A 25,642-nucleotide genomic window follows, 5' to 3' on the forward strand; every position below is an offset into this window, starting at 1 on the left:
TGGCCCCCTAGATCGCAGCGTTGCTGATCAGGCCACCGCTGCTGCCAGTCTCGAAGGTGACGCGGCGAGCGCCATCCACCGTGAAATCGCCAACGAGCGCGCGCGGCCGATACTCAACCTCGACATGGACGCGGAGCATCCCGCCCCGATCCACGCTGTCCGGAACGACCCGGATCACGCGGCATCGCGGTTCCCACTGATCGATGGCGCTGGCGATTGCGGCGAAGAACGGAACGATGGTCTGGCTATTCATGGGCTCGCCAAGCAGGCGAGGCACATTCGAGCCAAACCATTCCCGAATGACGCGCTCGCCAAAGCGCGTCACGAAGATTTCGTTAAGGCATTGCAGAACGTGAGGCCATCCGCCGATGTTGGCCCCGGTCGCAGCGTCGATATCAATGCTGGGATCAGAGGCCATTTTTCAGCTACTCCGGCTTGCTCGCAACGCCGCGCGCCTTGTCGATGGCGGCGGCGATCACGGCCTTAGTGTCGCTCGGCTTGAATTCCGCACCGGGCGTCGCCGTCGCGAGTGCGATCAAAGCCTCTTTGGTGTGGGCATTGGGGTCCGTGGGAACGATCTGCTGCTGATCGCCGCCCCCAGCGTCTTCGGCCTGAGCCTTCCCCTCGGCCAGCGCCTTCGCGACCAGCTCAAAGAAGTCCTCGGGCAGCTCGATCTCACGGCCGCCTTCGCCGGCAAACAGCCGGCCATCGACCAGCACGGCCGCGATCGGCGCGTCAGCGTCTTCGGCCTGAGCCTCCGGTGCCGGATCAAGCGGCGACGGGCGCGAGCGCTTCGCGGCGTCCTCTCGCTGCCACGCCTCGGCCAGATCAACCGGATGGCGGATGGAGATTTCGTTGCCCTTCACGGCAAGCATGAGCTTGGGGAGGGGGCCGACAGCGCCGAACTGGATGCGAACGCGGTCGGCATTGATATCGAGGGCCGCCAGGCAGGCGCGGCTATCCGAAAGCCGCTCGCGCAGCATCGTTTCAAGGTCTTTCATCCATCAGTCCTTTCGGATGGTGCGAAGATTAAGGGGTAGGACCGGCAGCAATCGGCGTCCCGGTATTGGCAGGGCCGGGCAGCACATCGGGATGCCGATGGGTCGAGCCGATATCCTGGCCGTTGTGCCCGACGCCGCCGCCCGCCATAGCGAGGCCGGCGCCGGAAACCAGCAACTCGAAGCCGCCGACCTCGATGCGGACGCCGCCTTCGGTCAGTGTGATCTTGACATCGCCATAGGTCAGAACCGGATCGGCGGTATCGCCGGGGCTCTCGTTGGCATTGCTCCACGTCATCGGCAGCGCGATGGCCTGGCGGAAGTCGCCGCCGGGCGCAATCATCGTCATCGTCTGGCCGACGCTGGGGGGCGCATGCACCTTGAGGGCTCCTGCCATCTGCCCATAGGGCAGCTTTGGCGAAAGCATCCGCCCAGCATCGCCCTCGCCGAGATCGAGCCTTGCCCATCCCTCGGCCTCATTGACCTCGGCAACGCGGCCATGCCGGACTGTCATGGACAGGCGGCGCTCAAGCTCGGAAATCCGCATGTGCATTGCCATAAGCGGATTGCTAGCCATCTGACGGCTCCTCGGGGAACTGAGCATCAGCGGCGGCGGCATCGACAATCCATTCGGCGCCGGGCTGATCGTCGAGGCCTATGGCGATTTCTGCCAGCGGATCGCTGTCGCCGCCGCCGATATCCGAGATCCCGACTGCCAGCGCCTGGGCCTCGGTCAGTCCGGCGGCCACGGCGGATTGCGTGAAGAAAGCCGGCCAATCGACGGGCTTGCCCTCGATCGCATGGCGGATGGCCGGCGCCATCGGCGCCAATTCTGTATCCGCCTCGACGGCAGAGAGGAACGCCGCCAATGGGGTGCCTACGCATAGCTCGCTTGCGAACGCCGGCTCGGCGATAGGCTGGATCGAGAAGATCGTCTGCCGCGCTGCAAAGCGCTGGCCGTCAGACGCGGGCAAGCCGCGGCGGGACCGATGCTCTCGTATGGTACCGGCCAGCGAGCGGAAAACGTCGCCCCATGCGCCCCCGCCGCGGCCCCACAGGCATGCCGTGATCTGCCGGCCGAGGACGGCGAGCATCATTTCGAGATTGCCGTCTGTATCGACGACAGCGATCGATATCTCCTCGGGACTATCGCCCGGCGTCTGCCCAGCGGGCAGCTTGACCGTCTTGGTAATCGCCGTCTCGATTACGAAGTCGATGCTCCGCGAGCCCGCGAATATATCCCGGCCAGCGGGGGTATCGACCTCATCCTCGGTCGAAATCGAAATGAAGGGCTCGGGGCTAGCGCTGACCAGCTTATCGATCGGCATTACCGCGCTGTCGAAAACGCGGCTCGCCCCGGCAATGGTGCCGGCCGCCTGCAAAGCGCGCACGGCCGATATGCGCAGCGCGAGCGATACGATGGACATGGTGCGCTATCCCGCGAGGATTATCTGAACGTCGCCATGATCGCCGACGTGGATCGCCGCAACCTTGGACTTCGGCGCCGGATCGCCACGATCAGAGAAGGCGATCTCGTCGTCACGCCCGACGTCATAGCCGAGCGCCGCATAGTTGCTGCGCGTGATCCAGATTTCGCGCGGGCTCGTCGCCAGCGGCGTCGCCTGCCTGGCATTCGGGAAATCGTTGCGCGCCATATGGGGCGCACTCGATATCACCGCCCGGCAGGGCTTCGGGACACGGGTCGGGTCAGCGGCAGCGCCGTACTGCCCCGTGGCCATGGGCAGGACGTGGATGTCCTCGCCCATCGTCTCGTCGATAACCTCTTGAAGGCCCTCGTCGAGATCATCGAAGGGCGAGGACATATCGCTGTCCCCCGCCTAGGAGCGCTTGGCGCGCAGCAGAGCGCCAGGCCGCGTGCAGATGTGCAGCACGTTGCGCTGGGTTTCGCCATTGCGCCCCTTGCCGTTCGGCATGGGCCACTGCTTGGCATAGGTCTTGAGGCCCATCGTATTGACGGTTTCCTCGTAGTCGGCCGGCGCATGATAGGTCTGGAAAAGGCCATTCAGGCCGACCGGAACGAAGCGGGCAGCGTCGGTGCCGATGCCCATCAGCGCGCCGTCGCCGCTGTCCTCGATCGCGCCGTAGTTTTCCCAAACGATGCCGCCGAACTCGAAGATCGGGTTCTCGGCGCGGTTCTTGCCGACATAGCTGTCGCGCAGGATCATGGCCTCGGGCCAACCCTTGTAGGTTTCGCGCACTTCGGGATGCTGCAACAGATCGTCGAAGAAGTTGTCGCCGCAGAAGGCATGGACATAGCCGAAGGACAGGCCGCCGACCGCCTTGCGAACCTGGCGGATCACCGCCACGCACTTCCGGCGCAGGATGCCATCGGTAGGGTTCGCGTTGTCGAGGTCGAAATCGGTCTCGGAGGGCTCCGACACGCCGAACTTGGTGAACAGGTTGAGGGTTTCGCCGCCCTTGTAAGTGATGATGCCCTGCACGGCGCCCAGGCGAGAATATTCGTCGGTCAGGTCGAGGTCATCGACATTGACGCCGATTTTCTCGGCCACCTTGCCCGCGACGGTTTCGAGGGCCGTTTCGCTACCGAAGGCGCGGACGCCCTGGACTTCATCAGCCATAACCGACCAGTCGCGCTGAAAGTGCGGGATCGAGATATTCTCGATCGTGCGCTTCGGCATGTCGCGCGTTTCGCCAGGGCCGCCACGCGGGGTGGGGGCGACGAGCTGCAAGATATCGCCGATGCGCTCGATGGCGACGGAAAGGGTGTTGACCGATTTGACGGCGAACAGCCCCATGTCGCCCAGGCGCGACGGGCGCGGCTTCGCATCGCGCAGAGCCAGCGACAGCGTGGTGACGCTGAATGCGTCGTCGTTGAAAATGTCGAGCATCGCTCGGTGTCTCCATGGGAAAGCAGACAGGCAAAAGCCGCCCGCGCTGATGAAAGCGCTGGCGGCTTTGCCGCTGGTGGGTGGGGGTGAGGGCTAGGCGCGCAGGCCCGGCTTAGAAGCGGGCGATGATGCCCACGGCTGCGAGCTGCGCGGCCTTGGTCGCGCGCTTGCCGGCATCATCGACGCTGGCTTCATAGGTCAGGGTGTGCCCGTTCCATTCGGCATCGCGGGCGATGGCCGAAATCTTCTGGCTCTCGGTGGTGGCATCGCAGCCATAGAGCGCGATCGCGCGAGCGACCTCGGCGCCCTCGATCCCCTCCTCCTCGGTATCGGGCGAGGGCGCCCATTCGAGGGATGCCTCACCGCTAGCGCTGACGGTCACCGTGAAAGTTTCGCCGGCCTCGGGGTCCGTGCCGGCATCGGTGATAGTCAGGGCGGACAGGCCGCCGCCCGAATACTCGGTATTGCCCGAGGCGATCCCGACGACTTCGCCAGCGGGATCGGTGTGGCGCCACTTCGATGCGGCGGCGGCCCCGCCGACGATGCACACAAACAGGTGCACGCCAACTTTCGTGCCGGGGGCAGCTTCGGGAGCCGCGGTGATCGTCGCCGCTACCGGAGCGGGAACGCCGGCAGCGCCAACAGCAGCTTTCGCGCCGGCAGTGATCTGCCCGAGGATGGTGCCAGGCTCAACGACGCCCGCGCCGGCAGCGATCACAATGTTTTCGCGCGAGCGATGGAACGGCGCCTCGCTCATCAGGCCTTCGGTGTTGTGCCGGCCTTCGGTGAATTTGGTCATGATTGAAATCCCATATTTGCGCGCGCCTATCGCGCCGCAGATGGATTGCAGGGGAAGGCCGGCAGAACGGCCAGTGGATTAGTTGCGGCTGGAAAACGCCTTGCTCAGCACCGCCGAGACCTTCGCGGTCTTGCCAGCAGCATCGGGCCTCGCGCCATCGTCAGCGCCGATTTCCGCCTGCCCCTGCATCCGCTCCTCAAGCGAAGGGGCAGTGGGGGCTTCGGCCTTGGCCGGGGCCGCACCATCCTCGGGCAGACCGGCAAGAACGCCCTTCACCGTTTCAGCCGAGAAGCCAGCCGGGTCGAGGGCCAGCTTAAGGGCCGTCCCGTTGCGCTTTTCCGCTTCGGGCAGGGCCATGATCGCGGCGATGCGCGTGCGCTCACCATCGGCGCCAGCCTTGGTGCCCTCGGCGATGCCTTCGGCTTTGCCGACGATCTTGCCGGCGGCTTCGCCTTCAAGGCGAGCGGCCTGCATTGCAGTATCAGTTGCGCCCGCATTGGGCAGGTCCGTGCGCTCCATGGTGGCGCCCTTTCGTGTCTGGTTAGAATTCGCCCTAGCAGGGCGGGATAGGTCGGCAAGCACTTCGTCGAGCGAGCCGACCGCGTCAGCCAGGCCGCGCGCAACGGCTTCGGCGCCGATGTACGTGTCAGCTTCGGTTTCGCGGGCCTTTTTGACGCTCAAGCGCCCTTTGCCCCGCCCGGCCTCGACAGTCCCAAGGAACTGCTCATAGAAGGCCATTACGTCGCGCGTCATGTCGGCGCGCACATTCTCGGGCAGAGGCCCGAAAGGATTGCCGTCCACCTTTTTGGCGCCGGCATGGATCAGCGTCGGGCGAATGCCCTTCTGGCTGAGCTCGCCCGAGCGATCGAGGTGCAGCATCACGACGCCGATCGAGCCAACGATCGAGGTCGGGGAAACGACTATGCGATCCGCGTTGCTGGCAAGGCCGAAGCCGGCCGAGGCGGCGACATCATTGACGACAGCAACGACGTGCATGATCCGGCGCAGCGCGCCTATCTTGGAGGCCAGCGCCGACATACCGGTGGCCTCGCCGCCATAGCTATTTACGTCGAGGACGAGATTATCCAGATGCCCGGCGCGGGCGTCGGCGGCGACCTCATCGATCTGCGCGCCGATGCCCTCATAGCTGACCATGCCGGTGCAGAAATCCGCCCCAACCCATGCGCCGCGGTTCACGAGGGAGCCGTCGATGGTGATGATCGCCGTCCGGCCAGAAGCGCGGGTATAGCGCCGCCGCGTGCCGTCCGGACGATCACCCGAGCCGATGAAGCGGCTTGCTTCGGGCGCCTTCCCAGCCGCCATGAAGGCGTCGGCATTGATGCGGCCCTCAAGGATCGCATAGATGGCGTCGGCCATCTGAGGGTGGATCAGCAGCGGCCGATTGAGGATGCGCTGCGCAATCAGCGGCAGAAAATTCCCGCTCATCAGAAGCGCCCCCCAATTGCGAATTGCTTGCCCCGGCCGCTGTTCCCGCTGCATGCCGCCTCGGCCTGCATCAGCAGGCGATTGAGCACCGTAAGATTGGCCTGGGTATAGCGGACGCGGCGCCGCGTCCCATTGCCCGCCTCGAATTCCACTTCGGTGGCAGAGCCGCCCGTCGCGATCTTGTCGATGACAGCGCGCAGAGCCGCCGCCCGGCCGCACGGATCGGCGTCAAGCGTGGGAATGGACGCCATCAATCAACCTCCTGCGGGCGCCGGCTCGGGCGCTTCCTCGATCTGCTCGGTCGCGCTCAACGCGGCCGGATAGCAGTTTTCCGGCAAGCCGTATTTTTCGCGCAAGGCGGCCTCGCGGGCGCGCTGCGCATATACGTCCTCGATGTCGCGTCCGAGATCGTCGGCGATATCCTGATCCGAGAGCACGCCCATGTTCCGGTAGACCTCGGCGGCCTTGGCCGATTTGAGATCGTCAGCGATCGGCTTCGGCTCGCCAGTCCATGCGGCCCGGGTGGCCGCCGCCCGATTGAGCAAGAAATTGCTATAGCCGCCGGGGAACGGGATCATGCCCGTTGCGATCTCCTCCTCAAGCCAGGCCTCATAGATCGGCTGGACAAAGGGGGAGATAATGTTTTTCCGGCGCTGCCGCGTGATCGGGTAGATATCCGCGACGCCCATGCGAGCGCCCGTATAGGTCTCGCCGCTATGATCCCCCGTCGCGCTGCCATAAGTCAGGCCGAGGCAGCGGGCCATTTCGCGCAGCAGATGCAGCGAGAAGTCCTTATAGGCGCTGGTCGGCTGCTCGGGCGAATGGAATTCGAGCTTCTGATCGTTGAACAGATGCGCGATGCGCCCGTTGTAACCCACGTCGATCGGATGGGCGTCATACCATCCGGCCTGCGCCTCAAACCAGGCGTCGAACGGCGAACCGCCACCGGCCAAAAGTCGGGCCTGCTCGCTCTGGCTAAGCAGCCCACGAAGCGTGTCTTCGGTCGGCATATCCGCCGTGATCGACGCCGCAAAGATCGTCTGGATCAGCGAAGCGACAAGCGTCGCATCGGCGAGCTGGTCGAATTGCCGGGCGACCTTGAGGGCCGGCGTTATCGGCGAAATGCCGCGACGCTGGCCGGGCGCTCCGGTGAAAACGTGGATCACCAGGGGGCGGCCGAAGCGGTCCCTCATCGGGACCTCAAATTCCTGCTCGCCCAAATGCGGGCTCGTCCGCTTGGATACGATGCTGATGGGCAGGCCATCCGCGTTGACCCTGATGCCGGAATGAAGCCGCGAGAATTGGTCCGTGCGGTTCACAATGCGCGTGGACGACAGCAGCCGCACCTTGGTGCGGGAAGCGCTTATCGGGCGGCGGCGCCACACCAGCTCGGCCAGGATTTCGCCTGTCGCGACCCAATGCTTGAACGCCGCGTCCTGCATCTGCCCGATGGTGCGCGTTCCTTCGAGATCGCATTCCAGCGGGGTATTCGACCAAAGCTGCCAGCGCGCCTCGACCAGCTTCCGCCAGACCTGGGCGTCGGCCTCGCTCATGCCGATCAGATCGTTCTCGGGCTGCGCGCGCAGGCGCAGGCCCAGGCCCACGGTATTCGCCGCGGCCTGCTCGATCATGCCGGAAACCCAGCCATTATTCTGCGACAGGTCGATCGTGCGGGCCGTCGCGGCCTCGAATGCCGCCGCAACGTCGTCCTGCGCCGTCCGGAGCGACGGCCGCCAGCCGCCGAACGTGACACCCCGCCCATCGCGCATATACGCGCTGCGCGGCGTGGGCGCCACGATATCGGAGCCGGCAGGCGCCGGGACAGGCGCAGCGACATTCACCGCCCGGCCGCGCCGTGCGTTGATGCTGGGAACGCGCATTGGCTAACGCCCTGTTTTCTGGTGGCGCTGGGCCATTTTGCGGAAGCGATCGAATACCGTCGCCTCGGGCTGGGCCGCGGCCGACGTTGCAGGCTTCGCGCTGCCGGGCAGGTCCGGTAGCGCAAATGTCCGCTCCACCCCTTCGGGGATTTGCTGGACGTTGAGCATGTAGGCCGCCGCAGCGGCCAGGGCCTCGCAATCGAGGAAGTGGTTGTCGCGCTGCCGCTTCATCCACTCGGGCTTGAGCTTTTCGCCGATCACCCGGACTTCCGAAATGATCTGCCGGGCATAATCCTCGTCTGCATCATTATGCAGGAAGAATGCCCCGGCCTCATCGAGAGGCGTCCGGAGCCGCGAGTGGATCAGGCCCTTGAAGAAGTCGGTGTTGATGTGAACGAGGTCGATCGAATATTTCGACGCCGCCCCATCCCGATCCACCTCGATCTTGCTGACCTGAAACGGCCGTCCGCCCAGCGTGTCCCGGCCCTTGGTCGGATAGGCGAAATAGTCGTGGCGATGGCACCACTGATAGACCATGTGCTCATCGCCCATGTCGGCCTTTTCCGGCCGAAACCCACTATCGACAAACGCCCGCTCGATCACCAGGCCGCCGACCGGATTGGTCAGCAGCGTGGTCAGATCAGCCCAAACCCGGGCTCGGCCGTATTGCCATAGAGATAGCCATGGTCGAGAAGCCAGGACGAGCCGCGAGCGCCGAAGCCGCGGATCACATAGACCAGCGAGCGCTTTTGCACGTCCACGCCCGCCACCACACGCAGAACGCCAGCCGGCGCGACGCGCTTCGGATAGCCGATGCGATGCAGCAGCACGCCTTTCCATTCGGGCAGCTCGCCCGATGCGCCGGCCGTATACAGCTCGCCGAAGCCAGCGTTCATGACCGTCTGGATTTTATCTTCCTCGCCCGTCAGCAGGGCGGTCAGATAGCGCTCGGCGCGCTCCCCGAAGGTCACGAAGGGAGAGCAAAGCCCGCTCGTCCAGCACGACCATGTGCTGTTTTCCGGCTCATTGCGCTCGGCAATGGCGTCCTCGATCGTCTGCCCCGGCGCAATCTGGATGCCCCCGGCGATCATTTCCGCCTTGTGGTGATCCTCGATCACGCCCCCGCACTCGGAATTCGAGCAAACCAGATAGGCGTTTTTCCGGGCCTGTGCCGGCGTCGATCCCTTATCCCAGCGCAGGTTCTTGAAGCGCGGGACGAAGTATTCTCTGCAATGCGGGCACTTCCAGGCGAAGTGATGGCGCGTGCCGGCCTGCCACAGGCGCCAGATGGGGCTTACCACCTGCGCAACGTCGCCCGGCTTCCAGAATTCAAGCCCGCTGACCGGATCGATTTCCGTCTCGACAAGCCCCTGAGAGGGCGTCGACGTGATGGCGGTAACGAAATCGGCGTAGGTTTCGCCGCGCGCCTCGACGAGGCCGAGCGGGTCGCCTTGCCCTTTGATGTTGGCGACCATTTCGTCGTACTCATCCACGACACCCAAGGCGAAGGGGTCGGATTTCAGCGAGGTCGATGAACCGGCGGAGCCAAGGCGGACGCGGACGCCCGCGACGTATTTCAGTGTCTTTTTCATCCGCCGGCCGCGAACGACCTTGGCGGCGAGCGTGGCGGCCTCATCGAGCAGCGACATCAGGCGCGGCTCGAACTGGTCGGACACAAATTCCTTTGACGGCCCGACATAGAGGATCGGAGCGGGCCGCTGGTCGAGCCTGGCGCCGATGCAATCGAGCAGATTGTCGGTCTTGCCAGATTGGGCGGCGGTAACGCCAACCACACGACGATGCCGCGCAGCATGGACGCGGCGAGCGAACGGCACCATGTAGCGCGTCAGATTTGGGTCGCGCGGGCCGGGAATGCCGGCCGATGCGGGATAGCGGCGGTTCTCGGCCGCCCAAACGTCAGGCGTCGTCTGCGCTGCTGGAGTAAGGAAGGTCGCCGCCCTTTCGAGCAAATTCGGCAGATGCTCGGAGAGCGTCCGCGATACGGCTTTGCGCGCCATTCACTTCGGCCTCGATCTTGCGACGCAACTCCATGTCGCGCGTGATCCGCGCGGCCAGGCCGGTCATTTCTTCTTTAGTTTTGCCGGCGAGGAGGTCCATCGCAGCGGCGGCATCCTCGATCGGGATCAGCTCGCGCTTGCGCTCGGCGATGCGCATTTCGATCTCGGCCGCGCGGGCGTCGCGCACCCGGCTATCAGAGGCCGTTTTCGTCGATCGGCGGTCCTCGTCCTTGAGGCTCTTGATGTAGCCCTGCACGGCCGCCACCAGCGCGACCTTGCCGGGCGCCGGGCGCGGAATGTAGCCGTCCGCCTGCAACTTCCTGATCCAGCGGCTCGTGATCATCAGCAGCCGCGCCGCCTGGTCGATCGAGATCAGGCCGGCGTCATCGGCCGGCGGTGTCTTTTTTCGGCCATATTGGATTTACTTCAAAAAAGGAGTGGACTTTCCAAGACACACCCCTAGGTGTGGTCTCGTCCAAAGGGAGACGGAAATGCCCAAGCACAACGACATCGACACCGCCATGATCGAGCGCGCCGCCTATTTCAGCGCTTCGATCTTCGTTGGAAGCGGCCAATTCAGGACCGAGGATTTTCCAACGCTTGAAGCTGCCCGCGAGGCCGCCATCCGCTTCAAGGCCGAGGTCAACAATGGCCGCCGCGGCATGGTCTATGCCGTCACCGCCGAAGGCCGCTCCGCCCTCGTCCCCGATCACTACCAGCCCAGCTCGAAAGGAGAGCCCGCCATGACTACCGAAACCACCCTGTCCAGCACGCAGATCGCCCAGCTCAGCGCCATTCTGACCGGCGGCGGCATGAAGCGTGCCAATTCCAAGGAAGCCGCGACGAAGCGGTTCCTAAATGTCGCCGCGGAGAGCGGCGCTTTCGGCCACGACGCGGCGATCGAGACGCTGGCGATGAGCTTCGAGGCAGCGACCCGGATCGTCGAGGCCATCAAGGCCGGTATCGATCAGGCGAATGCCACGCCGCCGCTGACTGACGAGATCAAGGCAGAAGCCGTCCCCGGCGGTGAGCCGAACCGCTTCCGGCTGAATGATGCCGGGCAGAAGGCGATCAAGACCGGCAAGCGCGCCGCGACCCTCGAAGCTGCCCAGCGCGGCGAGCTGCCGGCCGCCCCGGATTTCACGGCCGAGACGCACAAGCGCTTCCGCCCGAAGCTGGCCGCTGTCGTCGCCATGGCCGAAGCCGGCGATCTGGCTGGCCTCAAGGCCATCGAAATCAATCCGATCAGCAGCAGCCCGAAGGCCATCGCCAAGTATCGCGATCTGGCGGTGATTGCCCTTGAGGCGCGTGGGAAGGAGGCGGCGTGATGGCAGTCGATGTAACCTTCGAGGCCGCCGAGGGCTTTGACTATACCCGCGACCCTACCAGCTCCGGTATGAACCCCGCCCTGTTTTGCCCATATATACACACGAGCCCGGCCGCTATGGCCTGGCACCTCGGGAGGCATCTGGCGAGGCTCGGATTTGGTCGCCCAGGCCACCCCAACGGGGGGGCGTTCGTCTTAACCAGCAGAGGAGACACCTTTCGGGTTTGCGTTCATGGCAAGGGGCCGGAGCACGAGACCCGATTTCGCTGGAACCCCGACAATAGCTTTACCGAGTTGGCATAGCGTTGCGGGGCTGGCCGAATACGCGCGCCAGCCCCACTAAGCTACTCGCTCGGGAGGTATTCGCCTTATCGAGCCTGCCATCAGCAAGCCGGAAAAGGCGGATCAGCGCCACCCTCGCAGGGTGGCGCTTTCCGTTTCCGTCTAGTCCTACGCCGCGCAGCGCCCAGGATCGAAGTGACCGGCGCGAAACAGATCATGATCGAGAAGCCGTTCAACGAAAGCGCGGAAGCGACTTCGCATCGCAGGGATGATGGCGACGGGCTCGACCAGGCGATCGAGAGCGAGGCTTTCCGAGGCGCTGGGCTGATAGACCGGCCAGGCGTCGCGGATCGCGTCAGCCACAAAGGAGATCGGCGCGAGCAGGAAGGCGAAGGCAGCAGAGAAGGCGAACAGCAGGTAGCGACTGAGGCGCATCATCATCAAAGTCCTTTCGTTGATGCCGGGGGAGCCGCCTTGCCGCTGCAGCATTCCGGTCTTTTCCATGACGCGCAGATCGGCAAGCGCGCACAGGGTATCTCTCAATGGTCGGCCGGGCCGGTGACATTCCAGAACAGGACGCGGCCGGGGCCGCGCTCGGCCTTGCAAATCTCCCATGCCTTCGCGTCGTAGTGCGGATCGCTTGGGAATGGCGGCTTGCTCTGCGCGTGCTGCGCATATTTTCGCGGATGGATGTGGATGGTCGCGCCCGCGACATCATCCGGGCTCAGCTCGCGGCCGACCTGCACGACATGCCGGCGGGCATTCGGGAACGCTTTTGCCAGCCCGCGGGCCAGAACGCCCGAGCCGCTGGCGCACCACACCTCGTCGATCGACCAAGCCTGATCGGGATGGTCGGCAAGCTGGGCCGTGCCGGCCGCCTGCGCGATTGCGTCGATGGCCTCGGGCAGATCAACGCCGAACGGCGCCAGCATGGCGCCCCTGGCCGCGCAATAGTCGGCCGCCCGCTTCTGGACGACAGCAAGATAGCCGGGACTGACCTGCAGCACCTTGGCGCCGAGCGCCTTTGCCATCAGGGCGCGAGGATGCGGCTGCGCGCGCTTCGCAACGAAGATCGTCGCCCGCTTCCCCATCGCCTGGGCGCAGTAGGCGAGCGCCGTTTGCGCGCCGCCCTCGGCCGGGCTGGCATAAACCAGCTCGTCGCATTGCTCGAAAAGCACGCTCAGATAGCGGGCCTTGGTGCCGCCTGGCGCCAGATCGTCGCGCACGACGAAAATGCCGTCATGCTCATGAATGACCGGGGCCGGCAATTCCATCAAAGCCGCTCTCCGAATTCAGCATCAGGATCATCGCCGCTGTCGATCCGGGGCTCATCGGCCTCGATCTCGGCGAACTCGACTTTGCCTATGGCGGCGGTCGCCTTCTTCGCATCGCCTTTGACGAAAACGAGCACGTTCTGATGGGTCTTGCCCACCTTGCGCGACGCCTCGAATTGCTTGCCGGCGCGGATCGGCAGGGAGCCGGCCGCCGTCACGAGGATGGTTTCGTTGTAGTAGCCGAGGCCGGCGCGGCGGAAGGCCTCGATCGTGTCAGGAACGAAGCCATAGTAATTCCCGCGCTTGTCGCGAACCTCGCCGACGACAAAGCAGGCGAAGCGATCGGGCTTGAGCAGCGTGGCGGAGGCGGCGACGATATCGAAATACGCCTGGCGGAATTCGGAATATTCCAGCGTCGAAAGGTCGGCCGGATCGTCGGAATAGACCTCAAGGTCGGCATAGGGCGGGCACGAGAACAGGAAATCCGCCTCGGTATCGGCCGCCAGCGTCGCGATGTCCCGGCTATCGCCCTCGATCCATTCGGGGTGCGGATCATCGCAGATCGCGAGCCCTTGCTCCCGGTTGGCCTCGATCTGCTCGGACCGAAGATCGATGCCGACATATGAGCGGCCGAGCTTGCTGGCGACGATGCCGCGCACCGATCCGCCGGCAAACGGATCGAGGATCACGCCGCCCGGCGGGCTGAACCAGCGATAGGCCAGCTCGCAAAGGACGGGATCGAAGATCGATGTGCCCGTCTGGCTTGCGGTGCCGCCATCCTGGCCATCGTATGGGTGCGCCGTGGTGCCAAGCGTCAGGGAGCCTTTCAGGCTTGCGGTTTGCTTACCCATGCCCCCCCCCAACAACATGCTCACCGCGCATCAGGTCTTGCCCGAAGGTGCGCGCGAAATTCTTAGCCATGGGCCTGGGCCTTCTTCCTCGCCCGCTTGGCCGGGTCGGGCTCGTTGATCGTGTCCGAGAATTTCAGCAGGTTCTCTCCCCGCCCGACCTCGGACTGAATGCCCAGCGCCAGCCAGGCGCGCTTTCGATCCTGCCACCAGCCCTCGCGGGCATTGAGGACCGAGAAGGGCGCGACGCCGAAGCGGTCGGATAGCGTGACCTTGAGCGGATCGGGCTCGTCGCTGCCACCATGCTCGGGGCCGGCCAACGCTGCCTCAAGGGCCGCGCCGTCGAAGCCGGTCAGCGTCAGGTCATAGCCGGCGCCGTCGAGGAAGGTCAGCTCCAAGCGGAGCAAGTCCTCGTCCCATTCGCCCTCAAGGGTCGTCTGGTTGTCGGCCAGTATGTAGGCCCGGCGCTGCTCGTCCGACCATCCAGTGCAATCGACGACCGGGACCATCCCCGCCGGAAGCTCCTGCCCGCCGGGCAGGCGAATGACGCCGCCCTCGGCATAGATCAGCATGGCCGCGAGCCGGCGGCGATGGCCGGCCACAATCCCAGCATCATCGGCGAGGATCGGCGCAGTCCATCCGAACTCGCCGATCAGATCGGCCAGCTTCCGCACCTTGTCGGCCGGATGCTTCCGGGCATTGCGCTCATAGGGCACGAGATCGGCAACGGGCCGGACCTCGACGGCGATTGTCTGCTTTTCGGACACCAATCGCACCCCTTTGGTGGGCCATTTCGGCGGAATGGAACTGCAAAAACGGAAACGAAAAAAACAGGCAAAGATCGGGGGGTTCCGCCCCGCATGGCCGAAGGGCCAGAAAGGGTACCTATGAGGCCCCCCTCCCCTCTGCGCAATCGCACGCAGGGCGCGCTCCCTGATGGTCGTCGCCTATCCAGGCAACAGCAGCCCAAGCTCATGACGGACGCGCTGGGGCAGCATGGTTGCCACGGTCTCATGGAAGATGCGCTCGCTCTCGCCCTTGACCAGCTCCTCGGGCACGGATGGACCGAAAAGCATTTCGATTGGGAAGCGGGATGAACTGACGCGGACGAAGACGTTGCCTGCCAGCTTGGGCGCGATGACGCCAGGCCTCGGCCCCATGAAGGCGGATTGATACTCGTGCCATCTGCCACCCCATTTGGCTTTCACGCCAAATGAGAATTGCCTTGCCCTGAAGTGCTTGAGGCTGATGGGCGAGCCAGTTGCGGAAATGACGCCTTCGAGCACACCACCATGAGCGATGTTGGTCGAGGCCAGGCGCTTCTTGATCTGGCGGCGAATGATGGCGGTGGGGATATCCGATTGCTTGCGGATAGCTCGGATCACCCGGCCATGGACAGTCGTCGTCGTGCGGTTGATCGCGCGGGCTAGCGCTTTATGCGCTTGCCCGCTGCCGAGAGCGGCGATCTGATTGCCGAAGATTTTGAGATTGGCATCATTGGCCGTGATCCTGATGGATGGGGCCATGTGTTGCGCGCGCCTATATCGAGATATTCTGATGATCTTGATGATAGGGAGGATAGAACCGCCCGCTCAACCGGTCTGCGCTCCCTGGGGCCTGTCGGCCCCGTCGCTTGCCGCTTGCGCTGATCCGGTGCTGAGTTACCGCGAGGCGCATTTGTGACCGTCTTCGCCTGAGTGTTAGGGGTGATTTGTCACATGCGTCAATCAAGAAAAACTGTCCGTCCTTATGGGCGCGCATTGGGGAGCGACATGTTTTTCGATTGCGGATCAATGGCTTGTAAAAAAGTTGGTCAGGGGGTGCATTTTAGGGGTCAGAATGGGCGGTCTGACGGGGCGCTGATCTTGACAAGGAAGGCCGGGGCTTTGGCGCTGTGACAGTCACAAAAAGGGGCAAATGTCACGCGATGTCACGGAATGGCCGGGAAATGTCACAACGGCATGTCACAGAATTCGGAGGGCGATAGAAGCCGTGCAGCGCATGCCGAAGACGCCTTTTCCCATCCCGCCCATGCCCGAGCCATGGCAGGAATTCCCCTCGGCCGTGGCGCTGGACGCCCGCCTGATCGATCTGGTCGGCAATGATGGCCGCATGACGCTGCTGCCGTTCCGTCTGCTGGCAGGGCAGCGGGGATGGGATACAACGCTGGGCGCGGTGATCGAGCGGCTATCCTGCGCCGATTGCGGGCGGCGGCCGTCAGAGCTGGCTATCGTCGAGAGCGCGGCCGGCGGCGCCGGAAGGCATACTGATCGCGAGCCTGGGCGGCTGCTTATTCAATCCGGCCCATAGGGCAGCGTGCGCATGAAATTGAGCGCCTGCTCGACCGCATCGGGGTGGTTGGTGATCTTCTCGATCTCCTCGACGCGGATGCGAAAGACCTGGCCGCGGGCCATCAAGAACACATGGTTATCGTCCATGCCGATAAGCTCGCCGTCATCAAGACGGGGCTGGACCGCCCCGGCGATCAGCAGATTGATGTCCTTGCGCGATTTCTTCATGGCCTGACCGTCCGCACCAGCCTGGCCGGGGATGGCCGGCGGGCGGCCAGCCCTTGGCTGCTATATCGGCGCCATGCCTCATCTACGCTGGGGCGATCCTTATCCTGGCAGAGGTCGTAGAAGCCGGCGCGCGTCAGGCCGATGGGAAGCTCTTGCAGCATTTCGGTGACGGTTTCCTCGGTCATAAAGCTGTCTCCACATGGGCGACCACAAGAGCGGCGTCGATCGCCAGCCGATTTGTTTGCAGCTCGTCGGCGCTACCGGTTTCGTCGGTGTTCGGCTCGCTTGCGCGTCCGCCCTCTCTGCCGGCCTTTACGGCGCCCGCCGTTTAATTCCCACCAATCCCAACTAATGATTTCGCTAGATCATCCTAGATCGGCCTACCCTATGTTCGGCCCATTTGTCGCTACTCTGTTCGTCCGCTGGTGGGGCGCGTCTGCTTTCCCTCGATTTCGCGGGACTAGCCCCGCCCTTGTGGTCATTCGCACGACTAGACTGTATTGGATTTAGTAGCAACGTTTATCCCAGCAATCCAATACTTCGGCTCACTCAATGAACTGCAGCTCGCGCGCCATGCGGTCGATTTGCGTGCAATAGGCCGTTCGCTGGCTCTCCGTCATGCCGTCGCTGTCCGCGCGGGCGCGCTTGACCTCGCCATTGAAGCGGCTGGGAAAGAGCGAGCTGTTGGGGGCGATGGCGAATTTGATATAGGCGGCGACGGCATCCTGATCATAGGCCAGATCGCAGGGCTCCTCGCCGGCTATCAGGCCGGCCAGGGCGGCGATGATATCTCCGGCCGCGGCATTGGCGGGGATGTTTGCGGCTTCCTGGGCGGCGCTGGGCGCGGCCATGATGGCGGCAAGGGCAAGGGCGGGCAGCAGGCGCATGGGGATCGCTCCGGGGATCGTCGGCTATATCGGGCGCCACTAAATCCCGCTCGCGCGCTGGTAGCAATAGCCTGGCGCCGAGCATGCCTAATGCCCGCCGGATTGCCTATAACGGCGGAAGCGACTTTTGCATGGCCCTAAGCGTGCTTCTCGCGCTCAGACCCATCGGATCATTCACGCCGGCCAGGCGCTCGATCAGGTAGGCAATCTCCTCGGCATTAAGCCAAGAGCGCGATGGTGGGCTCGCCTTGCGCTCGGCGGCCCGCTTGGCCTGGGCCTGCCTGAGCGTGAGATCGTCCTTGTGGCGCTCCTCGTAAGCGTGGATGGCCGCGAAGCGCTTGGCGGTGGGATCGAGGCCGGGGTCGAGGGTCGCCTCGATCGCTCGCATCTCGACGGCGTGGGCATAGCCGAACTTAAGCCTTGGCTCATCGAAAATGCCCTCGCCGACCGCCTCGGTATAGCTCCCGTCGCAGACCGGCCCGAACTTTCCGCTGGCTCTATGGCGCCAAGGAAACAGCGCCGATCCGTCTCCGCCTGCCGGCACTCTCCCGTTGACGATCTTGCCGCAGACACGGCACATCACGCGACCATAAGCGCTCATCGATCCGATATCCTCGTCACCCGAACAGTTCCCCTTGCCGCGCATCATCGCGATGCAGCCGATCAAGGCCGCAGATGCCAAAAGGGCAGACACCATAATGCCCAGCCCGATCAGCGGCGATATCGCGAGCGGCATGAACATGGTTCTGCCAATTGCTATGACCAGACGGACGGCGGCACTTTACCCCAATGTCGGCACCGCAATCAGGGCATGCGACCTCAAGGGCAGGATCGCGCGGCCATTCGCGGGCGCATCCGGGCTTGAGGCAAACCATCGGCCCGCTCATTTCAATCCGATCCCGCGCTCGATCGCCTCGCGCTTGCAGCGCTGCCAGATGCGATGCACGGCTATCGGGCGATCCGGCCAGCGCTTGGCCTTGCGCTTAATGCGCGCATAGATGGCCCGCATCGGGCGCGGGACGAGGCGCCAATGGTCGCCGCACACCCATTCCATGCCAGGCCCCAGCGGATCGCCCTTGCGGTCGCCTCGCGTGCGACGACAACCGGGGACAGCGCAGGAGAGGCGGATAGAGCTCATCGCTCGATCTCAATCTTCTCATTCGTCCGGCGATCGAGGAGCCAAGCCTCCCCAACGCCAGGACGAGCGAGAAGGGCATAGCCCATATCGGCGAGCTTCCACTTGTCATCGCCATACGCGATCTCATTGGCGCCATCCTTGGGCCAGCCTGTCGCGTAGAGGGCGAACCGCTGCCCTTTGTCACCGATCCTTTCAGGGGGAAGCGTCATTCGAACGCCACCATCGGCTGATCGGCGCGCACATAGAGCGGATGCCGCGGCGAGCCACCTGCCGTCCGCCCCAAGCAGAGAGGACGGGCCTCAACATGGGCGAGATAGCCCATGAAATCAGCGCTCCGGGTTTGCCCACGGCCATTGCGCTGCATCCCATCAAAGGCGCCCCATCCGCAAAGGACGACCGATCCTTCGGGGATCGCCGCCTCAATGGCCGCATTGTTCCGCGGCCCGACAATGAGATCATAGTGGCGACCTCGCAGGCTCGTGGGCTCCGTCGCCCGAAAGGCGAACAGATTGACAACGATGATCCCGCCATAGCCCTCCCGCTTGGCGAAGGCGATGAGCCGGCGAATGGTGGCGTCATCCCTATGTCCGTCTGCTGTCGATGGATTGAGCATGCAGACCGGAAGGCGCGGCAAATGCCGATCCCATATCCGCCAAAGGGCGTAGCGATAGACACCGCTATCGGACAGCCAGGCGCCCTTGATCGGATCGGCACCGATCAGCGCGTCAATATCGACGCGATCCTTGACAGCGGCCATCACGAGCACCCCGTCGTCTGGCCGCAGCTCTCGCAGACGAGGCACGAGCCGTTGCGCTTGACCTGCAAGGACTGGCAATTCGTGCAGACATCGCCGGTATAGCCGGCGCCCCGCGCCTGCTCGCGGCTGATCTTCGGCGGCGTGAGGAGGATGGCCGGCGGGGTTGGCGCGGGCGCAGGATCGGCCGCCGAGGGCTCGGCCGGCGTGGCCATTTCGAGGCCGGCCAGTTTGGCGATTTCTCCGCTTTCCCACGCCTTGCGGATGGCGACGGCGGAAACCGCCATCTGCGTTGCATCGAGATAGGCCAGGATCGCATTGATGGTCGCGATCGACCCCTGCTCAAAGCCGGTGTCATGGGCGCGCTTGGCGATTTCGGCGATATCAGCCATCGGCCAGCTCCCGCCCGAGGGCTTCATAGATCGCGCGGGCTTCGTCGCGATCAATCACGGCGAAGGCACCGTGCCCTTGCTCATTTGCCTCCTCGCCGCCGAAGCCATAGACGCTGACGGCAAGCAAGCCATCATCGGCCGTGCCGATTGCGACAGAGCAGCCATGCTGATTGAACGTCGGCCGGCCTTTCATGTCCGGCTCATGTGCGTAGATCGTGCGAACGGCCATCAGCGCCTCCCGAACCAGACGGCCAGGCCATGCAGCGGCGAGACGGCGATAGCCAGAAGCATCGCGCAGCCGATGAAGTGCCAGAAGTCCTGAAAGGCAAAGGTGAGGAATTCCATCATTTCCGGTTCCTTTTGGTGATCTCGGCGCGGATGGCGGCGAGCTTTTTGGCCTTCGCCCGCATGGCGTCGGCTTCATCATGCTTCCCTGCCCGCGTGAGGGCCTGGGCTTTGTCGGCGAGATCGCCGATTTCTTGAGAAAGGCGATTGGCCTCGGCCCATGGATCGAGCCCAAGGGCGGCGGCTCGCGCCCGCTTGCCGCCCTGCCTGCTTGGCTGCTCAATCACGACGCCCGCCGGCTTGCTGCTGGCGGCCCCGACATTGGGCAAAGGCTGAAACTCGACCCCTGCCGCCTTCATTCGGACGGCAGCGGCCTCGGCCTTGTCGGACGCCTTGCTCCGCATCGATGGGCGCCAATCCATAGTGGGGTCAAAGCCCTTGTGGAGCGCGTGACCTGCCGGCTGGCCGCATTCAATGCAATCGCCCGTCCCGAACCGCGAGCGGAACGCATGCGGCTTCACGCCGGCCGTGACCGCCTTCCGCGCCTTGGCTTTCGCCTCCTCGGGCTGAGCCGCCGCGATGGCGATGCTATTGATCGAGATATCCGAGAATGCGACCCAGCTCAGATTGAGGAAGCGGATGCGCGCCGCGGGCTCGCTCCCCGCCTCAAGCTCATGGATCGCGGGCGGCTCGCCGGGGCGGGTGTAGCTGATCGAATATTTTGCCATCACAACCTCAAGGCCATCTGCCCGGTCGGATCGGGCTCCTCGGGGAAAGCGTTCTCGGCCTCGGCAGGCCAATCGATCTTATGGACGGGGATGCCGGCGGCGAGGGCCTGGCCGACCATATTCGCGGTGCCGCGCCCGCCAGGGAAAGCAATCACGAGGTCGGGCTTGCCCTGCTCGATCATGCGGGCATTGCGGATATGGCCGGCGGCCTTGCCCTCGCGGCCCCAATGGGCCTTGAACACATCAATGGGGATATCGCGAAGCCGCGCCCATTCGGCGGCCAGGCTATCGGCGCCCATGGCGCCGCCCGCAATCACATGGTCAAGGCCGAGGCGCTGAACGGCAGCATCAAGCACGGCATGAAGCCGCCTCCGGTTCCCATATACCCGCCCGCCGCAGACAATCACGCGCGCCATCAGTCGAGCATCCCGTCATTGGGCGAATGATCGATGCTCAACGCCACCGCGAGCGGCTGGACCCATATCGGCTCACTCGACAGCATGAACGTCTGGCCCGTCATCGCGAGCAGCAAGGTGGTGCCCATGACGCTAGCGATGGCCTCGGCCGCGTCGGGCGGGACCGCATTGCCGATGCGCTCGCGCCACGCGCTGTCGGAGCTGCCGTCGAGGGTGAAGCCTGATCCTGTGCCCGCGGTCATGTCGCCCAGCTTGGCGATCAGCGGGTCCGGGGTCCAAATCTCGTCCGGATCGACCAGGCTTTGCAGCGCCGCCAGCTCAAGGGTCGTGAAGGGCCGATGCCATGTGCCATCCAGCGCCCGGATCACCGCAACGAGGCGGTCGCTGGCCTTCGGCAGCTCTATTACCGGATCGCCCTCGGCATGGCGGGGATCAGCGACCGACCATGGGCCATTGTTGTTCTTGGCAAAGCCGGGGACCGCCCGGCTGGTGTCTTTCCAAGGCACCACACCATAATGGCCACCAGTCTCATAGCCCTCGCGATGATCGGCATTGAGGGCGAGCGGCCGGGGATCGGCGACAGCGAATGCCCCCGTCCCGGTCGTGCTGGCCGCGATCACCGCGCCCGAGGCCTCGTCCATCGATGTGACGCGATACTTGACCTGCGTGTAATCCTCGCGCTGGGCAGGGCGCGGATCGGCGACAGCAGGGCCGCCAGCGCCGCCCGGTCCAGCAACGGCATTTGCCGGCTTTTCCCACGGCACGATGCGGAAGATATTGTTGAAGACCTTGCCCTCAAGGCGAGGATCAGCGACCGAAAAGCCCCCCTGCCCCGGCGCCTTTACATTGATCACCGCGCCCGTGGTCTGCGCCCATTTCCGAACGCCATACTGCTTATAGTCCAGGCCCTCGAAGCGAGGGTCGGCGACGGCGAAATTGCCATTTGTCGGGCCATTGCGCCCCGCCACCACGCCGGAAGGCTCATCCCAATTCTGCACGCCCAGGACGCCGGCCTGCCATTGCCGCTCCGGCATGATGCCGAAGTCGGAGAGAACGCCATCGGCAACCTGCAATTTATTGAGGCTTCGCCAATCCGACCCCGCCTCGACAAAGGCCAGGCGAACCCACGTTTTCCATTGCAGGGCCGGCATGCGGTGCATGACGCCGCCGCGCGGATCGCCAGGGAGCGGGAGCTTTTCGAGGATTTCACCCACACCGCGCAGGCGGCGCTTTGGCGGCTCCCAAAGAAAGGGCGGCACTTTCTGGCGATGGCGGGCGACGAGCAGGAAGCGCTTGCGGGACTGGCCGAGGCCGCCCAGCACGCCGCAATCATGCGTGGTCTCGGAAACCTCATAGCCATAGCTGCGCAGCAGCGCGATGATCTGATCCAGAAGATGCCGGCCGCGCTTGGCGATGCGCGGCACATTCTCGAAGCCGATCAGGCCCGGCGGATCGTCCTTGAAGGCTTCGAGCATCAGCCAGACGCCGCGCAGCGTCAGCTCATTGAGCGCCTGATATTTCGCCGTCTTGCTCTGCGCCTCACCGAGCAGGCCAGAGAAGCCTTTGCAAGGCGCCGACAAGAATACGACATCGGGAAATTCGCCATGGGCGGCGGCGCGGACATCCTCAGGCATGGCCTGGCGCCAATCGGCCGGGGGCTCGTGCCCGTGAAAGGCGGTGTATTGCTCGAGGCTGAACAGGTCGAGGACCGTCCCCTGCACGCCAGCCATGCGGGAGAAATCGCGGATCGAGGCCGGATCGACATCGATGCCGCCAACGCAGCGGAAGCGCCCCTCGAAGCCGCCAACGCGGGATTTGCCGCGATTGAAGCCCTTGGCCGTTCCGCCCAGGCCGCAAAAGAGCTGGAAGTGGGTGAATTCGACTATCGAGCCGCTAGCAGGAAGCATGGCGGTCATGAGGAAGCTCCCGCCACCGCCTGCTCGCGCAAGATGCGCTCATTAACCTCGGCGGCGACCAGGCGGCCGATCTCGTCGGCTAGATGCTTTTCGGCCAGCCGGCGCACATTGCGGTCCTTGATCTTCGCGATCAGATAGGCCGTGGAATGCGCCAGCGCGGTCAGCGCGGCATGGATATCGGGATCGCCAGCCTGCTTGCCGGCCTCGGCGAGCGCGACATTGATCGCGGCGCTATAGATCGTCACCTTGTCGTTCCGGTCGATTGCGACCATCAGATTTTTCCTTTTCCATTGAATTGCAGGCCGAGGGCGGCGGCGGCCTCGGCATTGGACAGCGCGCCCTTGCGGCGTCGGTTCGTGAGGGCCTTCCATTCGGCCTCAAGCTCGGGCGGGACATCGACGCCGCGGCGGGCGGCCTTCGAAAGCCGCTGCATTTCGGCCTGGCGCTCGATCATGCGGGCGCGGGCGCGCTCATCGCGCGCAGCGGCAAATTCAGGGTCTTTGTGCAGACGCTTGAGCGTTGCCGATCCGGCCCATTTGCGCTTGGGCGGCGGGGATGGAGCGCGGCGCTTCATTGCGGCGCCCCGAAAAGGTCGCCCTGTGCCGGGGTCTGGTCGATTGCGGCCGCCTCGCGCTTGGCACGCTCAGCGCCCGAGCGCATCCAATCGCAATTCTGGCCGGGGCGGGCATCAGCCTCGCGCTCCATGACGCCTGCGTAGTAAAGCAGGAAATCGCGCTGCTCAGCCGGCGACTTATCCTTGAGCGGGACGAAGCTCATACCGGCCTCGGGAATAGAGAGCGGGCGACCGAGGCGGCCCAATGAAGCGCCTGGCGCTTGCTGGCGACGATCGAATAGGGGCGGGGTGACGTCTTGGGCTCGATCGCCGCAGCGATTTGCTCGGCGACCTCCCACGGCGTCGGCTGCTGCCGGCCCATAAACTCATCGGGGACTGCGAGCCTGTTCGCCAGGTCAAGAGCCTCGGCGGCCTCGATCGGCCCGCGCTTACCTGCCGCGCAAAGCCGCAATTGATGCTCAATGTCGGTGCGCCGGTTGAGGAAACCAGCGACCCAATCGGGGACGGAGGGCGCGGCCAGATTAGCCGCCGCCAAGGTATGAATGTCCATGTGGACGCCGAGATTGATCAGGTCGATCTCGGCCTCGCAGCGGGGGCACTTGATCCTCATGCCGCCCTCGCCAGCGTGTCGATATTGCCCACGGCGACGGTGAAGGTGTAGGCGGCGACCCAAGGGGTCGCGTCCCAAGAGCCGGGGCCGTTAATGTGGTTCCAGAGGGCGCGATAAGCCTGGGTGGCCGTATTCCCCAAGCAATAGGCGTCATCGCTAATCTGGAGCCCAAACGGGTAGCGCTTGTTCCAAGGATGAATGATGCCCTCGGCGATCGCATCCGCCTCGCTGATATCCAGCAGCCGCTCGACCCGCACATCGGTGACGGTGAGCGTCAGGCGCGAGGCCCAGCGGGGCATGTGCATGCCTTGGCGAAAGCGGCCGGTACGGGAGATCGAGTTGGGCGCTTCGTCAGCGATATAGCCTATCGGCCCTGCCCATTCCCGCGGGAGGTCACGCGGGGCCAGGTGATCGTGCTGGCCACCGGTGCGCCAATGCTCGCGGACATAGAGCCGGTCGCCAACGCGGTACGGGAGCGGGCGATAGTGGATTGCACCCCAATCGTCGATGCTGACCGGGATGCCCTTGTCGGTCGCGCGCATATTGTAGGGCGCTGCCATGAGGCCTGGCTTTTTGATCGTGCGCCGCGTCTGCGTCTTGCCACAGCCGGGCTGCTCGATCTCGCGGATCAGGGCGCGGACCATCGGGCCGCTGAAAAGCATGGGAAGATCACGAGCGGTCATCGTTCACTGTCCTTTCCACCAGATCGAGGAGAAAGGTGAGCGCGCGGCCGATGGGCGTCGCCATGAAGGCGGCGCCAAGCTCGCGCCAGGCTTCGGCCAGCTCGGCATGCGCGGCTCTAAGCGATCCTTCCGGAATAGCTGGCTCGCCCGTCATGGGGCAGGCGTCGGCGGGGAAGGCGCCGCAATTGATGCAGAAGCCCTCCTCATCAGGGACGTAGCAGCAGGTGCCCTTCACAGCGCACCGCCTTCCGCGCCCTCGGCGGACGCATCGGGCTCGCTCATCGCGGCATGAATTTCGGCCTGGCTTTCCGAGCGCTCCTCATCGGGGGCCGGTGCGGAAAGCGCCATGCGATAGGCGACGATCTCATCGGGAGGCAGGCAATTGATCTCATCACCATGCAGCCAGATGAACTCGGCCGACCGGCCCGTGCTGATGACGCCGCTGCGCAGCCGAACCCTTACCTGCGCGTCAGCATGGAGCGGACACTCGCCGCCGTTCCATTCGACCCAGCCCTCGGCGAGGGCGGCGTCAACGGCATCGGTGTAGAGGCGGGCGGCGTTCGCGCGATCCACCGCGTCAACGTCGCCGGCTTCGATCTCGGCCTGCTGGGCGGCGATCTCCTCGGGCGATGGCCCGCAGGCCGGGCAAAGATAGATGCCGTTTTCGGTGTCGGAAACGACGCCCGGATCGTCCAGGCCGATCGGCCGGCCGCAGCCCTCGCAGAGATCGAGGAACCCGCCGGGCGCAAGTTCCTTTAGCGTGTCGCAGACTTCGGCAAGGCGCCGGATCGGATCGACTGCCGTCCGGTAGGGCAACAGTTCGAGAGCGCTTCTGACATGCGCAAGCTCGCGCATGATTTCGACGGCCTCGGCGCGGCCAAGGGCGAGCGGCGGGAGTTCGGTATCGACATCATCGATAGGGAGCCCGCACCCATCGGGAGCCGGCCTTCCGGTCAACGCGCACCATGCCGCCCTATTGACAGCGCGAGCGAGAGGGC

39 protein-coding genes are annotated in these 25,642 nt (G+C 64.7%); 2 read left to right on the forward strand and 37 right to left on the reverse strand.

Translation table 11 applies throughout. The annotated features are described in order from the left end of the window. Positions 1 to 7: 7 nt before the first annotated feature. From NVV79_RS18330 to NVV79_RS18390, 13 genes are all read right to left on the reverse strand, one after another. On the reverse strand, positions 8 to 418 hold the full coding sequence (locus NVV79_RS18330; RefSeq protein WP_303992271.1) for a GPW/gp25 family protein: 411 nt from the start codon (positions 416 to 418) through the stop codon (positions 8 to 10). 7 nt (positions 419 to 425) lie between these two features. Continuing rightward, positions 426 to 1,001: a hypothetical protein gene (locus NVV79_RS18335; protein ID WP_303992273.1), complete on the reverse strand. Its 576-nt coding sequence runs from the start codon at positions 999 to 1,001 to the stop codon at positions 426 to 428. A 28-nt stretch (positions 1,002 to 1,029) separates the two neighbouring features. Further along, complete coding sequence (locus tag NVV79_RS18340) at positions 1,030 to 1,575, reverse strand: hypothetical protein (RefSeq protein ID WP_303992276.1); 546 nt, start codon at positions 1,573 to 1,575, stop codon at positions 1,030 to 1,032. Further along, positions 1,568 to 2,425, reverse strand: a complete 858-nt coding sequence (locus NVV79_RS18345; protein ID WP_303992280.1) for a hypothetical protein — start codon at positions 2,423 to 2,425, stop codon at positions 1,568 to 1,570. Before NVV79_RS18345 ends, NVV79_RS18340 begins: the two co-directional genes overlap by 8 nt. Before the next feature lie 6 nt (positions 2,426 to 2,431). Continuing rightward, a complete protein-coding gene (locus tag NVV79_RS18350) occupies positions 2,432 to 2,821 on the reverse strand; it encodes a hypothetical protein (RefSeq protein ID WP_303992283.1) in 390 nt (129 codons plus the stop codon). A gap of 15 nt (positions 2,822 to 2,836) precedes the next feature. Beyond that, the gene (locus NVV79_RS18355) at positions 2,837 to 3,868 is read right to left on the reverse strand and encodes a major capsid protein (RefSeq protein WP_303992286.1); all 1,032 of its coding nucleotides are present in this window, start codon (positions 3,866 to 3,868) and stop codon (positions 2,837 to 2,839) included. A 112-nt stretch (positions 3,869 to 3,980) separates the two neighbouring features. Further along, positions 3,981 to 4,667, reverse strand: coding sequence for a head decoration protein (locus NVV79_RS18360; RefSeq protein WP_303992289.1), 687 nt, complete (start codon positions 4,665 to 4,667; stop codon positions 3,981 to 3,983). 78 nt (positions 4,668 to 4,745) lie between these two features. Next, positions 4,746 to 6,113 carry a S49 family peptidase gene (locus NVV79_RS18365; protein ID WP_303992292.1) on the reverse strand — a complete coding sequence of 456 codons (1,368 nt, stop codon included), beginning with the start codon at positions 6,111 to 6,113 and terminating at the stop codon, positions 4,746 to 4,748. Next, positions 6,113 to 6,364, reverse strand: coding sequence for a hypothetical protein (locus NVV79_RS18370; RefSeq protein WP_303992295.1), 252 nt, complete (start codon positions 6,362 to 6,364; stop codon positions 6,113 to 6,115). Before NVV79_RS18370 ends, NVV79_RS18365 begins: the two co-directional genes overlap by 1 nt. Before the next feature lie 3 nt (positions 6,365 to 6,367). Further along, entirely contained in the window at positions 6,368 to 7,993 is a 1,626-nt protein-coding gene (locus NVV79_RS18375) for a phage portal protein (RefSeq protein WP_303992298.1), read from the reverse strand. A gap of 3 nt (positions 7,994 to 7,996) precedes the next feature. Further along, entirely contained in the window at positions 7,997 to 8,596 is a 600-nt protein-coding gene (locus tag NVV79_RS18380) for a terminase gpA endonuclease subunit (RefSeq protein ID WP_303992301.1), read from the reverse strand. A gap of 32 nt (positions 8,597 to 8,628) precedes the next feature. After that, entirely contained in the window at positions 8,629 to 10,011 is a 1,383-nt protein-coding gene (locus NVV79_RS18385) for a terminase gpA endonuclease subunit (RefSeq protein WP_303992304.1), read from the reverse strand. Next, entirely contained in the window at positions 9,911 to 10,354 is a 444-nt protein-coding gene (locus NVV79_RS18390; protein WP_303992307.1) for a hypothetical protein, read from the reverse strand. Before NVV79_RS18390 ends, NVV79_RS18385 begins: the two co-directional genes overlap by 101 nt. A 148-nt stretch (positions 10,355 to 10,502) precedes the next feature. Here NVV79_RS18390 and NVV79_RS18395 point away from each other — a divergent pair, with 148 nt between their 5' ends. Next, complete coding sequence (locus NVV79_RS18395; protein WP_303992311.1) at positions 10,503 to 11,339, forward strand: hypothetical protein; 837 nt, start codon at positions 10,503 to 10,505, stop codon at positions 11,337 to 11,339. Between the two features lie 449 nt (positions 11,340 to 11,788). Here NVV79_RS18395 and NVV79_RS18400 read toward each other — a convergent pair whose 3' ends face one another. The 5 genes from NVV79_RS18400 to NVV79_RS18420 form a co-directional block, all read right to left on the reverse strand. Continuing rightward, positions 11,789 to 12,124 carry a hypothetical protein gene (locus NVV79_RS18400; protein WP_303992314.1) on the reverse strand — a complete coding sequence of 112 codons (336 nt, stop codon included), beginning with the start codon at positions 12,122 to 12,124 and terminating at the stop codon, positions 11,789 to 11,791. Between the two features lie 35 nt (positions 12,125 to 12,159). Further along, the gene (locus NVV79_RS18405; RefSeq protein WP_303992317.1) at positions 12,160 to 12,894 is read right to left on the reverse strand and encodes a pyridoxal-phosphate dependent enzyme; all 735 of its coding nucleotides are present in this window, start codon (positions 12,892 to 12,894) and stop codon (positions 12,160 to 12,162) included. Continuing rightward, positions 12,894 to 13,745 (reverse strand): DNA methyltransferase, encoded by an 852-nt coding sequence (locus tag NVV79_RS18410; RefSeq protein ID WP_303992319.1) that lies wholly within the window; start codon positions 13,743 to 13,745, stop codon positions 12,894 to 12,896. Before NVV79_RS18410 ends, NVV79_RS18405 begins: the two co-directional genes overlap by 1 nt. 62 nt (positions 13,746 to 13,807) lie before the next feature. Further along, on the reverse strand, positions 13,808 to 14,509 hold the full coding sequence (locus tag NVV79_RS18415) for a ParB/Srx family N-terminal domain-containing protein (protein ID WP_303992322.1): 702 nt from the start codon (positions 14,507 to 14,509) through the stop codon (positions 13,808 to 13,810). Between the two features lie 180 nt (positions 14,510 to 14,689). Further along, entirely contained in the window at positions 14,690 to 15,268 is a 579-nt protein-coding gene (locus NVV79_RS18420) for a hypothetical protein (RefSeq protein ID WP_303992324.1), read from the reverse strand. 475 nt (positions 15,269 to 15,743) lie between these two features. Between NVV79_RS18420 and NVV79_RS18425 the strand changes: the two genes are divergently transcribed. After that, entirely contained in the window at positions 15,744 to 16,052 is a 309-nt protein-coding gene (locus NVV79_RS18425) for a hypothetical protein (protein WP_303992327.1), read from the forward strand. On the opposite strand, the gene NVV79_RS18430 is transcribed toward NVV79_RS18425, so the two are convergent. The 19 genes from NVV79_RS18430 to NVV79_RS18520 all read right to left on the reverse strand — a co-directional run bounded on the left by NVV79_RS18430 (position 16,037) and on the right by NVV79_RS18520 (position 25,601). Next, positions 16,037 to 16,261, reverse strand: coding sequence for a hypothetical protein (locus tag NVV79_RS18430; RefSeq protein ID WP_303992329.1), 225 nt, complete (start codon positions 16,259 to 16,261; stop codon positions 16,037 to 16,039). The genes NVV79_RS18425 and NVV79_RS18430 overlap by 16 nt on opposite strands. After that, the gene (locus tag NVV79_RS18435) at positions 16,258 to 16,446 is read right to left on the reverse strand and encodes a hypothetical protein (RefSeq protein ID WP_303992332.1); all 189 of its coding nucleotides are present in this window, start codon (positions 16,444 to 16,446) and stop codon (positions 16,258 to 16,260) included. Before NVV79_RS18435 ends, NVV79_RS18430 begins: the two co-directional genes overlap by 4 nt. Before the next feature lie 360 nt (positions 16,447 to 16,806). Next, positions 16,807 to 17,148 (reverse strand): hypothetical protein, encoded by a 342-nt coding sequence (locus NVV79_RS18440; protein WP_303992334.1) that lies wholly within the window; start codon positions 17,146 to 17,148, stop codon positions 16,807 to 16,809. A gap of 106 nt (positions 17,149 to 17,254) precedes the next feature. Beyond that, on the reverse strand, positions 17,255 to 17,890 hold the full coding sequence (locus tag NVV79_RS18445) for a hypothetical protein (RefSeq protein WP_303992336.1): 636 nt from the start codon (positions 17,888 to 17,890) through the stop codon (positions 17,255 to 17,257). A gap of 141 nt (positions 17,891 to 18,031) precedes the next feature. Next, a complete protein-coding gene (locus NVV79_RS18450) occupies positions 18,032 to 18,286 on the reverse strand; it encodes a hypothetical protein (RefSeq protein ID WP_303992339.1) in 255 nt (84 codons plus the stop codon). Then, on the reverse strand, positions 18,283 to 18,495 hold the full coding sequence (locus tag NVV79_RS18455; RefSeq protein WP_303992342.1) for a hypothetical protein: 213 nt from the start codon (positions 18,493 to 18,495) through the stop codon (positions 18,283 to 18,285). Before NVV79_RS18455 ends, NVV79_RS18450 begins: the two co-directional genes overlap by 4 nt. Beyond that, positions 18,492 to 19,043, reverse strand: a complete 552-nt coding sequence (locus tag NVV79_RS18460) for a DUF1643 domain-containing protein (RefSeq protein ID WP_303992344.1) — start codon at positions 19,041 to 19,043, stop codon at positions 18,492 to 18,494. Before NVV79_RS18460 ends, NVV79_RS18455 begins: the two co-directional genes overlap by 4 nt. Then, entirely contained in the window at positions 19,043 to 19,432 is a 390-nt protein-coding gene (locus NVV79_RS18465; RefSeq protein WP_303992347.1) for a hypothetical protein, read from the reverse strand. The genes NVV79_RS18460 and NVV79_RS18465 overlap by 1 nt, the downstream gene beginning before the upstream one ends. Further along, positions 19,425 to 19,661: a hypothetical protein gene (locus tag NVV79_RS18470; protein ID WP_303992349.1), complete on the reverse strand. Its 237-nt coding sequence runs from the start codon at positions 19,659 to 19,661 to the stop codon at positions 19,425 to 19,427. Before NVV79_RS18470 ends, NVV79_RS18465 begins: the two co-directional genes overlap by 8 nt. A 115-nt stretch (positions 19,662 to 19,776) precedes the next feature. Further along, positions 19,777 to 20,445, reverse strand: a complete 669-nt coding sequence (locus tag NVV79_RS18475; RefSeq protein ID WP_303992352.1) for a hypothetical protein — start codon at positions 20,443 to 20,445, stop codon at positions 19,777 to 19,779. Continuing rightward, a complete protein-coding gene (locus NVV79_RS18480) occupies positions 20,445 to 20,861 on the reverse strand; it encodes a DUF2493 domain-containing protein (RefSeq protein WP_303992355.1) in 417 nt (138 codons plus the stop codon). Before NVV79_RS18480 ends, NVV79_RS18475 begins: the two co-directional genes overlap by 1 nt. Then, positions 20,861 to 22,777 (reverse strand): DNA cytosine methyltransferase, encoded by a 1,917-nt coding sequence (locus NVV79_RS18485; RefSeq protein WP_303992358.1) that lies wholly within the window; start codon positions 22,775 to 22,777, stop codon positions 20,861 to 20,863. Before NVV79_RS18485 ends, NVV79_RS18480 begins: the two co-directional genes overlap by 1 nt. After that, positions 22,774 to 23,049 (reverse strand): hypothetical protein, encoded by a 276-nt coding sequence (locus NVV79_RS18490; protein WP_303992361.1) that lies wholly within the window; start codon positions 23,047 to 23,049, stop codon positions 22,774 to 22,776. Before NVV79_RS18490 ends, NVV79_RS18485 begins: the two co-directional genes overlap by 4 nt. After that, positions 23,049 to 23,351 (reverse strand): hypothetical protein, encoded by a 303-nt coding sequence (locus NVV79_RS18495; RefSeq protein ID WP_303992364.1) that lies wholly within the window; start codon positions 23,349 to 23,351, stop codon positions 23,049 to 23,051. Before NVV79_RS18495 ends, NVV79_RS18490 begins: the two co-directional genes overlap by 1 nt. Continuing rightward, positions 23,348 to 23,554 (reverse strand): hypothetical protein, encoded by a 207-nt coding sequence (locus NVV79_RS18500; protein WP_303992366.1) that lies wholly within the window; start codon positions 23,552 to 23,554, stop codon positions 23,348 to 23,350. The genes NVV79_RS18495 and NVV79_RS18500 overlap by 4 nt, the downstream gene beginning before the upstream one ends. Further along, positions 23,551 to 23,961 carry a hypothetical protein gene (locus tag NVV79_RS18505; protein ID WP_303992369.1) on the reverse strand — a complete coding sequence of 137 codons (411 nt, stop codon included), beginning with the start codon at positions 23,959 to 23,961 and terminating at the stop codon, positions 23,551 to 23,553. The genes NVV79_RS18500 and NVV79_RS18505 overlap by 4 nt, the downstream gene beginning before the upstream one ends. Beyond that, on the reverse strand, positions 23,958 to 24,644 hold the full coding sequence (locus tag NVV79_RS18510) for a hypothetical protein (protein WP_303992372.1): 687 nt from the start codon (positions 24,642 to 24,644) through the stop codon (positions 23,958 to 23,960). The genes NVV79_RS18505 and NVV79_RS18510 overlap by 4 nt, the downstream gene beginning before the upstream one ends. Next, positions 24,631 to 24,879, reverse strand: a complete 249-nt coding sequence (locus NVV79_RS18515; RefSeq protein ID WP_303992374.1) for a hypothetical protein — start codon at positions 24,877 to 24,879, stop codon at positions 24,631 to 24,633. The genes NVV79_RS18510 and NVV79_RS18515 overlap by 14 nt, the downstream gene beginning before the upstream one ends. Then, positions 24,876 to 25,601 carry a hypothetical protein gene (locus tag NVV79_RS18520; protein WP_303992377.1) on the reverse strand — a complete coding sequence of 242 codons (726 nt, stop codon included), beginning with the start codon at positions 25,599 to 25,601 and terminating at the stop codon, positions 24,876 to 24,878. The genes NVV79_RS18515 and NVV79_RS18520 overlap by 4 nt, the downstream gene beginning before the upstream one ends. Between the last annotated feature and the right edge of the window lie 41 nt (positions 25,602 to 25,642).

Origin of the sequence: Devosia ginsengisoli (assembly GCF_024707105.1) — a bacterium.
Taxonomy (GTDB): Bacteria; Pseudomonadota; Alphaproteobacteria; order Rhizobiales; family Devosiaceae; genus Devosia; species Devosia ginsengisoli_A.